Raw genomic sequence first — 12,661 nt, 5'->3', positions numbered from 1 at the left:
AAATTATCTGGCGGGATACTCCCGATGCATCTGCTCCAGCAACGCATCCTTGTCCTGCCACAACTGATTGATCCACCCCTGGAACTGCAACCGGTACTCACCGTCCTGGTCATAGTTCTTGCCCACGAACTGTGGCGGAATCTTCAGCTCTTCGAAGTGCACAACCACATCCTTCACATTCCCGCACAGCAGGTCCCAGAAGCCCGGGCGTCCGGCCGGGTAGTGGATGGTCACGTTGACGATCGATTCCAGCTGTTCGCCCATCGCATCCAGCACAAAGGCAATGCCGCCTGCCTTGGGCTTGAGCAGGTATTTGAACGGTGATTTCTGCTGGGCATGTTTGCCGTCAGTAAAACGCGTGCCTTCGACGAAATTGAAAATGCCCACCGGATTGTTGCGGAACTTCGCACAGGTCTTGCGCGTGGTTTCCAGGTCCTTGCCTTTCTTCTCCGGGTGCTTCTCCAGATACGCCTTGGAGTAGCGCTTCATGAACGGAAAGCCCAGCGCCCACCACGCCAGCCCGATCACCGGAACCCAGATCAGCTCCTGTTTAAGGAAGAACTTCAACGGCTGGATGCGCCGGTTGAGCACGTATTGCAGCACCAGAATGTCGACCCAACTCTGATGGTTGCTGGTGATCAGGTAGGAGTGCTGATAGTCGAGGCCTTGCAGGCCGCTGATGTGCCAGCGGGTGCGACGCACCAGGTTCATCCAGCCTTTGTTGAGGCTGATCCAGGCTTCGTGGGTGTGGCTCATCAGCACGCCGGCGATGCGTTGGGTGAAGGCGAAGGGCAAGGCCTTGATCAGCGCCACGCAGAACAGAAACGAGCACAACAGAATCGTGTTCAGGGCCAACAGCAACGAGGCGATCACACCACGCGCGGGTGCAGGTAGAAAGTCCAGCATTTAAACGTCCATAGGTCGGTTGGCTGCCTGGATCGCGGTCAAGGCGATGGTGTAGACGATGTCATCGACCTGCGCGCCGCGGGGCAAGTCGTTCACCGGTTTGCGCAGGCCCTGCAGCATCGGCCCGAGGCTGACGCAATCGGCGCTGCGCTGCACGGCCTTGTGCGTGGTGTTGCCGGTGTTGAGGTCGGGGAACACGAACACCGTGGCGCGACCGGCCACCTGACTGTTCGGCGCCAGTTGCCGGGCCACGGTTTCGTTGGCGGCGGCATCGTATTGCAATGGGCCGTCGATCAGTAGCGAACGTTGCTGTTCATGGGCGAGCAGTGTCGCTTCACGGACCTTCTCAACTTCCTCGCCAGTTGCCGACTCACCGCTGGAGTAACTGATCATCGCCACCCGTGGCGTGATGCCGAAGGCCGCTGCCGAGTCCGCGCTTTGCAGGGCGATCTCTGCCAGTTCGCTGGCGCTCGGGTGCGGGTTCATCACGCAGTCGCCGTACACCAGCACCTCTTCGGGGAACAGCATGAAGAACACCGACGACACCAGGGTGCAGCCCGGCGCGGTCTTGATCAGTTGCAGGGCAGGGCGGATGGTATTGGCGGTGGAATGAATGACCCCGGACACCAGGCCATCGACTTCGTCCAGCGCCAGCATCATGGTGCCGATCACCACCGGGTCTTCCAGTTGCTGCTCGGCCATCGGTGCGTTGAGGCTCTTGGTCTTGCGCAGCGCAACCATCGGCTCGACATAACGCTCGCGAATCAAATCCGGATCGAGGATTTCCAGCCCCGCCGGCAGTTCGATGCCCTGGGCGCGAGCGACCGCTTCGACGTCCGCCGGCTTGGCCAGCAACACGCAGCGGGCGATGCCACGGGCCTGACAGATCGCCGCGGCCTGCACGGTCAGCGGCTCGCTGCCTTCGGGCAGGACGATGCGCTTGTTGGCGCTCTGGGCGCGCTGGATCAGTTGATAGCGGAACACCGCCGGTGACAGGCGCATTTCCCGTGGCGTGCCGCAGCGCTGATGCAGCCAGTTGGCGTCCAGATAACCGGCGACGAAATCGGTGATGATTTCCGCACGCTCGCGGTCGTCGATCGGGATTTCCTTGTTCAGTCCGTTCAACAGGTTGGCGGTGTCGTAGGAACCGGTGCTAACCGACAGCACCGGCAGGCCGGCCTGCAGGGCGCCACGGCAAAGCTCCATGATGCGCGGATCGGGCAAGGTGTCGCTGGTCAGCAGCAGGCCGGCCAGAGGCACGCCGTTGATGGCCGCCAGGCTCACCGCGAGGATGATGTCGTCGCGATCACCGGGGGTCACCACCAGCACGCCGGGCTTGAGCAGGTCCACGGTGTTGCGCATGGTGCGCGCGCAAATGATGGTCTTGGTCATGCGCCGGGTTTCGTAGTCGCCGGCATTGAGCACCTGGGCGCCCATCAGGTCGGCCACGTCGCGGGTACGCGGGGCGTTCAGTTCCGGCTGGTAGGGGATGCAGCCCAGCAGGCGGAAATCGCCACTGCGCAGCAGCGGCGAATGTTCCTTCAGGCGCGCGGCGAAGGCGTCCATGCTCTCGTCGGTCTTGACCTTGTTGAGGATCACGCCCAGGACCTTCGGGTCTTTCGGGCCGCCGAACAATTGCGCCTGCAACTCCACGCGACCGGACAGTTCGGTCAGCACTTCGTTTTCCGGCGCCGAGACCAGAATCACTTCGGCATCCAGGCTCTTGGCCAGGTGCAGGTTGACCCGTGCGGCGTAACTGGCGCTGCGGGTCGGCACCATGCCTTCGACGATCAGCACGTCCTTGCCGATGGCGGCCTGTTGATAAAGGGTGATGATTTCTTCGAGCAACTCATCGAGCTGACCGTCGCCAAGCATGCGCTCGACATGGGCCAGACCCAAAGGCTGTGGCGGCTTCAGGCCGTGGGTGCGCGCCACCAGTTCGGTGGAGCGTTCAGGGCCGGTGTCACCCGGATGTGGTTGAGCAATCGGTTTGAAAAAGCCGACCTTGAGGCCGGCGCGTTCCAGAGTGCGTACCAGCCCGAGGCTGATGGACGTCAGACCCACGCCGAAATCGGTGGGTGCGATGAAAAAAGTTTGCATGCGGATTCTCTGAAGGAGCATGGCAAGGGTGAAGGCCTTTTGTTGGCCGTCTACCGAAATTCAGTCGCCAAGGTTATCGCTAACCGAACCCTGTGCGCACCAACCGCAATCAAAGGGTTGGCCTATTTTTTCATGCCGCTGCGCAGGGTCCATGACCCAGGCGCGCGATTGCCACGGCGGCTGATGGCGCAGGTGCTGGGTGTGGCCGCAGGAAAGTTCGGCCACCCAGTGTCCGTCCTCGTCCTGATGAAAGCCCGTGATGGTCGCACCCCGTCTGTCCGGGTTGTGTTCGCTTTCGGGCGATTGCTTCGCTAAACTCGGTCTTTCATTATTCTTTTGCAAAAGGTCTCGCCCCATGCTGATCGCCGCCAATAAGGCTGTCTCCATCGACTATACCCTGACCAACGACGCTGGTGAGGTCATCGACAGCTCCGCCGGCGGCGCGCCGCTGGTTTACCTGCAAGGCGCAGGCAACATCATCCCGGGTCTGGAAAAGGCTCTGGAAGGCAAGGCAGTCGGCGACGAACTGAACGTATCCGTAGAGCCTGAAGACGCTTACGGCGAATACGCTGCCGAACTGGTCAGCACCCTGAGCCGCAGCATGTTCGAAGGCGTCGACGAACTGGAAGTGGGCATGCAGTTCCACGCTTCCGCGCCGGACGGCCAGATGCAGATCGTGACCATCCGTGATCTGGACGGCGACGATGTCACCGTCGACGGCAACCACCCGTTGGCCGGTCAGCGCCTGAACTTCAAGGTCAAGATCGTCAGCATCCGTGATGCCAGCCAGGAAGAAATCGCTCATGGTCACGTCCATGGCGAAGGTGGCCATCACCACTGATTTCTGCGCTAAGCTTTCGATAACTGGAGAGGCGCCCCGAGGGCGCCTTTTTAGTCTGCGGCCGTCCCAGGCGACACCGCCAAGTCGTTGTTTCGAGAAAAACACGGGAATCTGGAGTACGTCATGAGTGCTTTTCACGACCTTAATTTGACAGGCCTGGATGGTAAGGCGCTTCCTTTGGCTCCGTTCAAGGGGCACGTCGTGCTGGTGGTCAACGTGGCCTCCAAGTGCGGCCTGACGCCACAGTACGCGGCGCTGGAAAACCTCCATCAGCAATACAAGGGCAAGGGCTTCAGTGTGCTGGGCCTTCCGTGCAACCAGTTTGCCGGCCAGGAACCGGGCTCCGAACAGGAGATCCAGGATTTCTGCAGCCTCAACTACGGCGTGACTTTTCCGTTGTCCAGCAAGCTGGAAGTCAATGGCCATGACCGGCATCAGTTGTACAAACTGCTGGCGGGCGAGGGTGCTGAGTTTCCCGGTGACATCACCTGGAACTTCGAGAAATTCCTGTTGGGCAAGGATGGACGCGTGCTGGCGCGTTTCTCGCCTCGCACTGCGCCGGATGATCCGACGGTTATCCAGGCGATTGAAAAAGCCCTGAGCTGATACCTCCGTACCCTGTCTCTGTAGGAGCCGAGCTTGCTCGCGATGGTCGCAAACGATAACGCTGGGTACCTGACACCCCGCGGCGCATTCGAATCCATCGCGAGCAAGCTCGGCTCCTACAGTGTTGGTCGTCAACGATAACGCTGGCGCGGGTTTTTTGAATCCATCGCGAGCAAGCTCGCTCCTACAGTTGTCTGTGTTTCTCCCTTCTGATCTTTAATCATTCAAATCAATAGTGCTGTTCATCCCGGCACGCTCTCCATATTATCGTCGTCATAAAGATTATCTCCGTGGAGCGTTCCAATGCCCGTTCAAGCCCTGTTCAAACCGTTCCACCTCGGCACCCTCGAACTGCCGACCCGCGTCGTCATGGCGCCGATGACCCGCTCCTTTTCCCCAGGCGGCGTCCCCAATTCCAAAGTGATCGAGTACTACCGTCGTCGCGCCGCGGCCGGTGTTGGCCTGATCATCACCGAAGGCACCACCGTCGGCCACAAGGCCTCCAACGGCTACCCGAACGTGCCGCATTTCTATGGTGAAGCTGCGCTGGCAGGCTGGAAGAAAGTGGTCGACGCGGTCCACGCCGAAGGTGGCAAGATCGTTCCGCAACTGTGGCACGTCGGCAGCGTGCGCCGTATCGGCACCGAGCCGGATGCCAGCGTGCCGGGTTACGGTCCGTCGGAAAAGATCAAGAACGATCAGGTCGTGGTTCACGGCATGAGCAAGCAGGACATTCAGGACGTGATCGCCGCGTTCGCCCAGGCGGCCAAGGATGCCAAAAGCATCGGCATGGACGGCGTGGAAATCCACGGCGCCCACGGCTATCTGATCGACCAGTTCTTCTGGGAAGGCAGCAACCAGCGTACCGACGAATACGGCGGCGACCTGGCAAACCGTTCGCGTTTTGCCATCGAACTGATCCAGGCCGTGCGTGCCGCGGTCGGCGAAGGCTTCCCGATCATCTTCCGTTTCTCCCAGTGGAAACAGCAGGACTACACCGCACGCCTGGTTCAAACACCGGAAGCGCTGGAGGCGTTCCTCAAGCCATTGGCCGATGCCGGCGTGGACATCTTCCACTGCTCGACCCGCCGCTTCTGGGAACCGGAGTTCGACGGTTCCGAGCTGAACCTGGCCGGCTGGACCCGCAAGCTCACCGGTAAGCCGACCATCACCGTGGGCAGCGTCGGCCTGGACGGCGAGTTCCTGCAGTTCATGGTCAACACCGACAAGGTCGCCCAACCGGCGAGCCTGAAAAAGCTGCTGGAGCGTCTGAACAACGATGAGTTCGACCTCGTGGCCGTCGGCCGCGCGCTGCTGGTGGACCCGGACTGGGCGCAGAAGGTGCGTGAAGGGCGTGAGCAGGACATTCTGCCGTTCAGCCGTGATGCGTTGATGACCTTGGTTTAAGCGGCGTCCGTCAGGGCCTCATCGCGGGCAAGCCCGCTCCCACAAGTTCTGTGTACACCACGGACCCTGTGGGAGCGGGCTTGCCCGCGATGACGGACTGAAGGTCAAAAAGAATCAAGGCAAGGTCGGCGCATTCGGCACCACCAATTCCCCCAAACAAGCCCCCCGCAACTGCCCCTCGAACTGCTCGACAATCGCCGCCCAACCCTGGCGACTCGCATGCTGCCGCGCATTCAAGCGCATGCAGCGCAAGGTCTCGTCCTGCTCCAGCATCCACACCGCCGCATCGCAGAACGCCTCTTCGTCCCCAGGCATCGCCAGCACGCCGTTGTAGCCATGACGAATGTGTTGCGCCGCCGCAGCCTGATCGTAAGCCACCACACCCAGCCCGGAAGCCAGCGCCTCGAGCACGACATTGCCGAACGTCTCGGTCAGGCTCGGAAACACGAACACATCCCCCGACGCATAGTGGCTGGCCAGAGCTTCGCCCCGTTGTGCGCCGCAGAAAATCGCCTCGGGCATTTCGCTTTCCATCTGCAGACGTTGCGGGCCATCGCCCACCACGATCAGCTTCAGGGTGCGCTGTGGATAACTCGCCTTGAGAGCTTCGAAGCAGCGCTTGAGCAGGCCGAGGTTCTTCTCCGGTGCCAGGCGCCCGACATGCATGACGGCGATGTCCTTCTCGCCCAGGCCCCACTGCGCACGCAACGCGTCCAGGCGTTTGGCCGGGTGAAACAGCTGGCTGTCGACGCCACGGGACAACAGCGCCAGGCGTTCGAACTGACGGCGCTCCAGCTCCATGCGCTGGCTGACGCTGGGCACCAGGGTCAGGTTGGAGCGGTTGTGGAACCAGCGCAGATAGTGGGTCAGCAAGCGCGTCAGCAAACCGAGGCCGTACTGGCTGGAGTACTGCTGGAAATTGGTGTGAAAACCGCTGACAACTGAAATTCCCAGGCGTCGCGCCGCGCGCAGGGCCGACAAGCCGAGCGGGCCTTCCGTGGCGATGTACAGCACATCCGGGCGATGGCGCTTCCAGCGTCGCAACAGTTTGTGCATCGACGACTGACCCCATTGCAGGCCCGGATAACCCGGCAGCGGCCAGCCCCGGCACAGCAGCAATTCATCGTCGCTGCCCGCCGACTGATCGCAACCCTGGCGCGGTCGCACCAGTTCCACCTGATGTCCGCGCGCGCGCAAACCTTCGCACAAGCGGCCAAGGGTATTGGCCACACCGTTGATTTCGGGAGGGAAGGTTTCGGTGATCAGGGTGATATGCAGAGCTGTCGTCATGGCATCAGTGTCGGCTGAGGCCATGTCGACGTTGTGACGTTCAGATGATGGATTTATGACTGGATCAGCGTTGGCTCACCAGGTTCTCGGCACCGCGTTCACGGACCCAGAACAGGGTCGCACCGGCCACCGCCGCCGGCATCATCAGGATGTTGACCACCGGGATCAGCAGCACCAGATAGACGATGCCGCCGAAGCTCATGCTTTGCCAGCGTTTCTGACGCAGCCAGGCGAGCATTTCGTTCCAGCCCAGCTTGTGGTTGTCCGCCGGGTAGTCGATGTATTGGATGGCCATCATCCACACCCCGAACAGCAACCAGAGCGGCGCGGCGATGATGTTGACCACGGGAATGAACGAGAGGATGAACAGGCCGATCGCCCGGGGCAGGAAGTAACCGAGCTTGCGCATCTCACGGGCGAAGGTGCGCGGGATCATGGCGATCAGTTCGCCCCAGCTGAAGGCCGGGAAGTCATCGGTGCCGCGCACCACCACTTCGACCTTTTCCGCGAGAAAGCCGTTGAACGGCGCGGCAATGACGTTGGCGAGCATGGTGAAGGTGAAAAACACCATCAGCAGCACCAGCACCACGAACAAGGGCCACAGGATGTAACTGAGGAAACTCAGCCAGTCGGGCAGCGACGGCATCAACGTATCGACCCACAGGCTGAATTGGTGGCCGGCCAGATAAATCAATCCGACGAACAGCACCAGGTTGATGGCCAGCGGCAACAACACGAATAAACGCAGGCTGGGGCTCAATACCAGATTGAGGCCTTCGCGCAGGTATTGCGGGCCTGACAGTACAGGGGCGGGCATAACGTGCTCCGAGCAAGGAAATCGCGCCGACCTTACCGGCTTTGCGACAGGCGCGAAAGCGCGGTGGCGTTATCGACATTAACTGTAACAAAGGTGTCCGAATACACACTGTGTCGGGATAGAGACCACCTATGAGCTGGATTGTTAAACCGTATTTCCTTAATCTTCGCCCCCTCGATACGCTGCAGCCATTCTTTTGCAGGGCTGTCTTTTTACGGGGCTGTGTAACCAAGCCTTCCCCAAGTGCTTTCAACGGTCCTTTTTTATTCTCGCCGGCAAACCGGCGTACCGCGCCAGATGTTCCGGGCCGGTCAACAGGAGCAGGTCATGTCTGAAGTCCGTCATTCGCGAGTGATTATTCTTGGTTCCGGCCCTGCCGGTTACAGCGCTGCGGTCTATGCCGCCCGCGCCAACCTCAAGCCACTTTTGATCACCGGCATGCAGGCCGGGGGTCAACTGACCACCACCACCGAAGTCGACAACTGGCCGGGCGACGTCCACGGCCTGACCGGCCCGGCGCTGATGGAGCGTATGCGCGAGCATGCCGAGCGCTTTGAGACCGAGATCGTTTTCGATCACATCAACGCCGTGGACTTCGCTGCCAAGCCTTACACCCTGACCGGCGACAGCGCGACCTATACCTGCGATGCCCTGATCATCGCCACCGGCGCCAGCGCTCGTTACCTGGGCCTGCCGTCCGAAGAAGCGTTCATGGGCAAGGGCGTTTCGGCCTGCGCGACCTGCGACGGTTTCTTCTACCGCAACAAGCCAGTGGCTGTTGTTGGTGGCGGCAACACCGCGGTTGAAGAAGCCCTGTACCTGGCCAACATCGCCAGCACCGTGACCCTGATCCACCGTCGCGATACCTTCCGCGCCGAGAAGATCCTGATCGACAAGCTCAACGCTCGCGTGGCTGAAGGCAAGATCATCCTGAAGCTGAACTCGAACCTGGACGAAGTCCTGGGCGACAACATGGGCGTGACCGGTGCTCGCCTGAAGAACAACGACGGCAGCTTCGACGAAGTGAAAGTCGACGGCGTGTTCATCGCCATCGGCCACACCCCGAACACTTCGCTGTTCGAAGGCCAGCTGACGCTGAAAGACGGCTACCTGGTCGTGCACGGCGGCCGTGACGGCAACGCCACCGCCACCAATCTGGAAGGCATCTTCGCCGCCGGCGACGTAGCCGACCACGTCTACCGCCAGGCCATCACCTCGGCCGGCGCCGGTTGCATGGCGGCACTGGATGCCGAGCGTTACCTGGACGGTTTGCAGAACGCTTGATTCTGCGGCGTTGAAATGAAAAAACCGGCTTCGGCCGGTTTTTTTGTGCCTTCGGAGACGAGTCGTTCTGCTGGATCTGCTTTTTGTGGCGAGGGGGCTTGCCCCCGTTGGACTGCGCAGCAGTCCCATTTTTGGGGGTCGCTTCGCAACCCAACGGGGGCAAGCCCCCTCGCCACAGAAGATGGTCGTACAGAAGTTTGTGCTCAGGTCAGTTTCTGCAAACACGCTTCAAAAATGTCCAACCCTTCCTCCAACACCGCAGCCTCTGTGGTCAACGGCGCCAGCAACCGAACAATATGCCGCGACTTCCCGCTCGGCATCAGCAACAAACCCGCCTCCCGCGCCAACGCCAGCAACTGCGTCAACTGCGCTGGCGCCGGTGTCCCGTCTGCATTTGCCAACTCAATCCCGCGCATCGCACCCACACCCGTCATGCGCCCGAGGAACGGCGACAGCTTGCGCTCTCGCCAGGATTGGTAGCGACTGACAATCGCCTCTTCCTGCTGCGCACCCCAGGCCTGCAAATGGGCATCGGTCATTTCATCCAGGGTCGCCAGCGCGGCGGCGCAGGCGATGGGGTTGCCGGAGTAGGTGCCGCCCAGCCCGCCCTTGGGCAGCTTGTCCAGCAGCGACTTGCGCCCGACCACCGCTCCCAGCGGCAAACCACCGCCGATGCTTTTGCCGAGCAGGATCAGGTCCGGTTCGATGCTCAGGCGCGAGAAGGCGAAGCGTTGGCCGGTGCGCCCGAAGCCGGACTGGATCTCATCAGCGATCAGCAGGATGCGCTTCTCGTCGCAGAACTTGCGCAACGCCTGGGCGAATTCGATATCCATCGCCAGGAAACCCGCCTCGCCCTGCACCGGTTCGACGATAAAGCACGCCACGTCCTCGACATCGAGTTCGACGCTGAACAGGCGCTCCATGGCCTTCAGCGCCTCGGCGCAGGTGACGTCGTTGTCCTGGCTGGGGAAGGGCAGGTGATACACCGGGCCCGGCAGCACGCCGATTTTCTGCTTGTAGGGGGCGACCTTGCCGTTGAGGTTGAGGGTGGCCAGGGTGCGCCCGTGGAACCCGCCATCGAACGCGATGACTGCCGTACGGCCGGTGGCGCCACGGACGATCTTCAGCGCGTTCTCCGCCGCCTCGGCGCCGCTGTTGGTGAGCATGCCGCTGACCGGGTACTCGACCGGAATGAACGCCGCCAGGCGATCCATGAATTCCAGGTACGGCGTATGGGGTGCGGCGTTGAAGGCGTAATGGGTCAGGCGCGTGGCCTGCTCGCGAATGGCGCCGACGATGCGCGGGTGGCAATGGCCGAGGTTCAGCACGCCGATGCCACCGACGAAGTCGATGTAGCGCTTGCCGTCGGTGTCCCACACCTCGGCGTTCCTGCCGTGGCTGAGGGTGACGGGGTGAACGATGTTGATCGACTGACTGATGGTTTCGCTGTGCATGAAGGGCCGGCTCGGAAGAAGGAGGACTTCTTTTTATCTAAGCCGTGAGCAGCGGTGGCGGGCAAACGAAATAAAGTGGACGGGTCAATCTTAAAAGTCGGGATGTGTGATTACCCCACAGAACCCCTGTAGGAGCGAGCATGCTCGCGATGGTCGTCAACGATAACGCTGGCAGCCTGACACCCCGCGGTGTTCAGGCGTTCATCGCGAGCGTGCTCGCTCCTACAGGGGGGGAGGGGGTTGTTAGCGACGGGTCAACGGCTGCTGTACGAACTTCACCCCGGCCAGGCCGTGGGCGATCAGCGCACGGATGTTGCCGTGATCGCTGCCTTCAGGCGTCGCCACCACCGAACGGTAATGCTCGCCGAACGCCAGCAGAGCTTCTTCATCGCTCAGGCCTTCCAGAAGCGCCAGGCCCAGGGTCTTGCACGAACCTTCGTTCTGCCCGGCTGCGTTCTCCACGCCGCCGTTGTTGAACGCCTGAGGCTGGTAATCGTAGCCGGCGGCAATGAACGCCAGTGTGTCGGCGAAAACGTGTTCGCCGCTCTTGAGGCTGACGCGCAGGGTGTTCAAATCACTCATTGGGTTTTCCTTTGGCGAACGCCGCCTGTTGTTCGGCGCTGGCTTCTTGCTGGTATTGGGCTTTCCACTCGGCGTACGGCATGCCGTAAACCACTTCGCGGGCGTCATCGAGGCTGACCTCGATCTGGCGTTCATCGGCGGCCGCCTTGTACCACTTGGACAGGCAGTTGCGGCAGAAACCGGAGAGGTTCATCAGGTCGATGTTCTGCACATCCTTGCGGCTGTCCAGATGGGCCACCAGCCGGCGAAAGGCGGCGGCTTCGAGTTCGAGGCGTTCTTGATCGGTCATGGGGGTCTCTTTCAGACAGCTGCAAGCGGCAAGCTTGAAGCTGCAAGAGTGGATGGAGGTGCACGCCAGTCTACAGCTTGCGGCTTGAAGCTTGTAGCTCGCAGCTAGCGGCTTGCCGCTAAGGTAATCGACACCGATTCGGCAAAGCGCAGCGCATGGGGCTTGTCCACTTCGACTTCGGCGTACAGCACCGATTCGTTGGCCATGACCAGATCGAGGATTTCCTGGGTCAGGCGTTCGAGCAGGGCAAAGCGATTGCCTTCGACGTGGGCGATGATCGCCTTGGTGATGGTCCGGTAGTTCAGCGCGTGATCGATATCGTTGTCACGCACCGCTTCCTGGGCCGCGTAGAGGATGGTCAGGTTGATCAACACATCCTGCTTGTTGAGGATTTCATCTTCGTTGATGCCGATGTAGGTGCGCAGGCACAGGTCCTTGACCCGGATGCGCGCCATGCCTGGTTGAAGTTGTGGCATTACTACTTGCTCCGTCCAATCAATTGCAGGAACTCCTGGCGGGTGTTGCTCGACTCGCGGAAGGCGCCGAGCATCACCGAGGTGTTCATGGTCGAATTCTGTTTCTCGACGCCGCGCATCATCATGCACATGTGCCTGGCTTCGATGACCACCGCGACACCGGCCGCGCCCGTCACCTGCTGCACCGCGTCGGCGATTTGCCGGGTGAGGTTTTCCTGGATCTGCAGGCGTCGGGCGAACATGTCCACCAGCCGCGCGATCTTCGACAGACCCAGCACCTTGCCCGTTGGAATATAAGCCACGTGCGCCTTGCCGATGAAGGGCAGCATGTGGTGTTCGCAGAGCGAATACAGCTCGATGTTGTCGACGATCACCATCTCGTCGTTGTCGGAGGCGAACAGCGCGCCGTTGACGATTTCTTCGACACTTTGATCGTAGCCGTGGCAGAGGTACTGCATCGCCTTGGCAGCGCGCATCGGGGTGTCGAGCAGGCCTTCGCGGTCGGGGTTTTCACCCAGGCCGATGAGGATTTCGCGGTAGCTTTCGGCCAAATCGTTCTGGGGCTGGTCGTTCTGAGGCAGGGATAACGTCATGGTAAATCCTCGCGGG

Annotated in this window: 14 protein-coding genes; 4 read left to right on the top strand and 10 right to left on the bottom strand. The window is 61.2% G+C overall.

Annotated features, from left to right (window positions below; translation table 11 throughout):
- Positions 1–3: 3 nt before the first annotated feature.
- From K9857_RS16480 to K9857_RS16470, 3 genes are read right to left on the bottom strand one after another with little or no spacing between them, the layout of a single operon-like run.
- Positions 4–906 carry an acyltransferase gene (locus K9857_RS16480; protein WP_224537492.1) on the bottom strand — a complete coding sequence of 301 codons (903 nt, stop codon included), beginning with the start codon at positions 904–906 and terminating at the stop codon, positions 4–6.
- A complete protein-coding gene (gene pta, locus K9857_RS16475) occupies positions 907–3,006 on the bottom strand; it encodes a phosphate acetyltransferase (RefSeq protein WP_224537490.1) in 2,100 nt (699 codons plus the stop codon).
- 60 nt (positions 3,007–3,066) lie between these two features.
- Positions 3,067–3,393: a DUF3565 domain-containing protein gene (locus K9857_RS16470; protein ID WP_224537489.1), complete on the bottom strand. Its 327-nt coding sequence runs from the start codon at positions 3,391–3,393 to the stop codon at positions 3,067–3,069.
- On the opposite strand from K9857_RS16470, the gene K9857_RS16465 reads away from it, so the two are divergent.
- The 3 genes from K9857_RS16465 to K9857_RS16455 all read left to right on the top strand — a co-directional run bounded on the left by K9857_RS16465 (position 3,362) and on the right by K9857_RS16455 (position 5,860).
- The gene (locus K9857_RS16465; protein ID WP_224537487.1) at positions 3,362–3,847 is read left to right on the top strand and encodes a peptidylprolyl isomerase; all 486 of its coding nucleotides are present in this window, start codon (positions 3,362–3,364) and stop codon (positions 3,845–3,847) included. The genes K9857_RS16470 and K9857_RS16465 overlap by 32 nt on opposite strands.
- A 123-nt stretch (positions 3,848–3,970) precedes the next feature.
- Positions 3,971–4,453: a glutathione peroxidase gene (locus K9857_RS16460; RefSeq protein ID WP_224537485.1), complete on the top strand. Its 483-nt coding sequence runs from the start codon at positions 3,971–3,973 to the stop codon at positions 4,451–4,453.
- 303 nt (positions 4,454–4,756) lie between these two features.
- Positions 4,757–5,860 carry an NADH:flavin oxidoreductase gene (locus K9857_RS16455; protein WP_224537484.1) on the top strand — a complete coding sequence of 368 codons (1,104 nt, stop codon included), beginning with the start codon at positions 4,757–4,759 and terminating at the stop codon, positions 5,858–5,860.
- A gap of 114 nt (positions 5,861–5,974) precedes the next feature.
- Here K9857_RS16455 and K9857_RS16450 read toward each other — a convergent pair whose 3' ends face one another.
- A complete protein-coding gene (locus K9857_RS16450) occupies positions 5,975–7,174 on the bottom strand; it encodes a glycosyltransferase family 4 protein (RefSeq protein WP_224537482.1) in 1,200 nt (399 codons plus the stop codon).
- 40 nt (positions 7,175–7,214) lie between these two features.
- Positions 7,215–7,967 (bottom strand): sulfate transporter CysZ, encoded by a 753-nt coding sequence (cysZ, locus tag K9857_RS16445; protein WP_224537480.1) that lies wholly within the window; start codon positions 7,965–7,967, stop codon positions 7,215–7,217.
- 327 nt (positions 7,968–8,294) lie between these two features.
- On the opposite strand from cysZ, the gene trxB reads away from it, so the two are divergent.
- Positions 8,295–9,251 carry a thioredoxin-disulfide reductase gene (gene trxB, locus K9857_RS16440; RefSeq protein WP_175375966.1) on the top strand — a complete coding sequence of 319 codons (957 nt, stop codon included), beginning with the start codon at positions 8,295–8,297 and terminating at the stop codon, positions 9,249–9,251.
- Positions 9,252–9,454: 203 nt separating this feature from the next.
- Here trxB and K9857_RS16435 read toward each other — a convergent pair whose 3' ends face one another.
- From K9857_RS16435 to folE, 5 genes are all read right to left on the bottom strand, one after another.
- The gene (locus K9857_RS16435) at positions 9,455–10,705 is read right to left on the bottom strand and encodes an aspartate aminotransferase family protein (RefSeq protein ID WP_224537478.1); all 1,251 of its coding nucleotides are present in this window, start codon (positions 10,703–10,705) and stop codon (positions 9,455–9,457) included.
- A 243-nt stretch (positions 10,706–10,948) separates the two neighbouring features.
- On the bottom strand, positions 10,949–11,287 hold the full coding sequence (locus K9857_RS16430; protein WP_224537477.1) for a HopJ type III effector protein: 339 nt from the start codon (positions 11,285–11,287) through the stop codon (positions 10,949–10,951).
- Complete coding sequence (locus K9857_RS16425; RefSeq protein ID WP_180205728.1) at positions 11,280–11,576, bottom strand: DUF1244 domain-containing protein; 297 nt, start codon at positions 11,574–11,576, stop codon at positions 11,280–11,282. The genes K9857_RS16430 and K9857_RS16425 overlap by 8 nt, the downstream gene beginning before the upstream one ends.
- Positions 11,577–11,680: 104 nt before the next feature.
- Positions 11,681–12,052: a dihydroneopterin triphosphate 2'-epimerase gene (gene folX / locus K9857_RS16420; RefSeq protein WP_077045315.1), complete on the bottom strand. Its 372-nt coding sequence runs from the start codon at positions 12,050–12,052 to the stop codon at positions 11,681–11,683.
- A 2-nt stretch (positions 12,053–12,054) separates the two neighbouring features.
- Positions 12,055–12,645 carry a GTP cyclohydrolase I FolE gene (gene folE, locus K9857_RS16415; protein WP_224537475.1) on the bottom strand — a complete coding sequence of 197 codons (591 nt, stop codon included), beginning with the start codon at positions 12,643–12,645 and terminating at the stop codon, positions 12,055–12,057.
- Positions 12,646–12,661 lie beyond the last annotated feature (16 nt).

It is taken from the genome of Pseudomonas sp. REP124 (assembly GCF_020164475.1).
GTDB lineage: Bacteria > Pseudomonadota > Gammaproteobacteria > Pseudomonadales > Pseudomonadaceae > Aquipseudomonas.
This window is presented reverse-complemented; position numbering and strand designations above follow the sequence as displayed.

Excerpts from the sequence above, each read along its gene's own strand:
- trxB (WP_175375966.1), top strand. The coding sequence starts at position 8,295 with ATGTCTGAAGTCCGTCATTCGCGAGTGATTATTCTTGGTTCCGGCCCT.
- K9857_RS16470 (WP_224537489.1), bottom strand. The coding sequence starts at position 3,393 with ATGGAGACAGCCTTATTGGCGGCGATCAGCATGGGGCGAGACCTTTTG.
- K9857_RS16460 (WP_224537485.1), top strand. The coding sequence starts at position 3,971 with ATGAGTGCTTTTCACGACCTTAATTTGACAGGCCTGGATGGTAAGGCG.
- K9857_RS16430 (WP_224537477.1), bottom strand. The coding sequence starts at position 11,287 with ATGAGTGATTTGAACACCCTGCGCGTCAGCCTCAAGAGCGGCGAACAC.
- K9857_RS16465 (WP_224537487.1), top strand. The coding sequence starts at position 3,362 with ATGCTGATCGCCGCCAATAAGGCTGTCTCCATCGACTATACCCTGACC.
- cysZ (WP_224537480.1), bottom strand. The coding sequence starts at position 7,967 with ATGCCCGCCCCTGTACTGTCAGGCCCGCAATACCTGCGCGAAGGCCTC.
- K9857_RS16480 (WP_224537492.1), bottom strand. The coding sequence starts at position 906 with ATGCTGGACTTTCTACCTGCACCCGCGCGTGGTGTGATCGCCTCGTTG.
- folX (WP_077045315.1), bottom strand. The coding sequence starts at position 12,052 with ATGCCACAACTTCAACCAGGCATGGCGCGCATCCGGGTCAAGGACCTG.
- K9857_RS16435 (WP_224537478.1), bottom strand. The coding sequence starts at position 10,705 with ATGCACAGCGAAACCATCAGTCAGTCGATCAACATCGTTCACCCCGTC.
- K9857_RS16455 (WP_224537484.1), top strand. The coding sequence starts at position 4,757 with ATGCCCGTTCAAGCCCTGTTCAAACCGTTCCACCTCGGCACCCTCGAA.
- K9857_RS16425 (WP_180205728.1), bottom strand. The coding sequence starts at position 11,576 with ATGACCGATCAAGAACGCCTCGAACTCGAAGCCGCCGCCTTTCGCCGG.
- K9857_RS16450 (WP_224537482.1), bottom strand. The coding sequence starts at position 7,174 with ATGGCCTCAGCCGACACTGATGCCATGACGACAGCTCTGCATATCACC.
- folE (WP_224537475.1), bottom strand. The coding sequence starts at position 12,645 with ATGACGTTATCCCTGCCTCAGAACGACCAGCCCCAGAACGATTTGGCC.
- pta (WP_224537490.1), bottom strand. The coding sequence starts at position 3,006 with ATGCAAACTTTTTTCATCGCACCCACCGATTTCGGCGTGGGTCTGACG.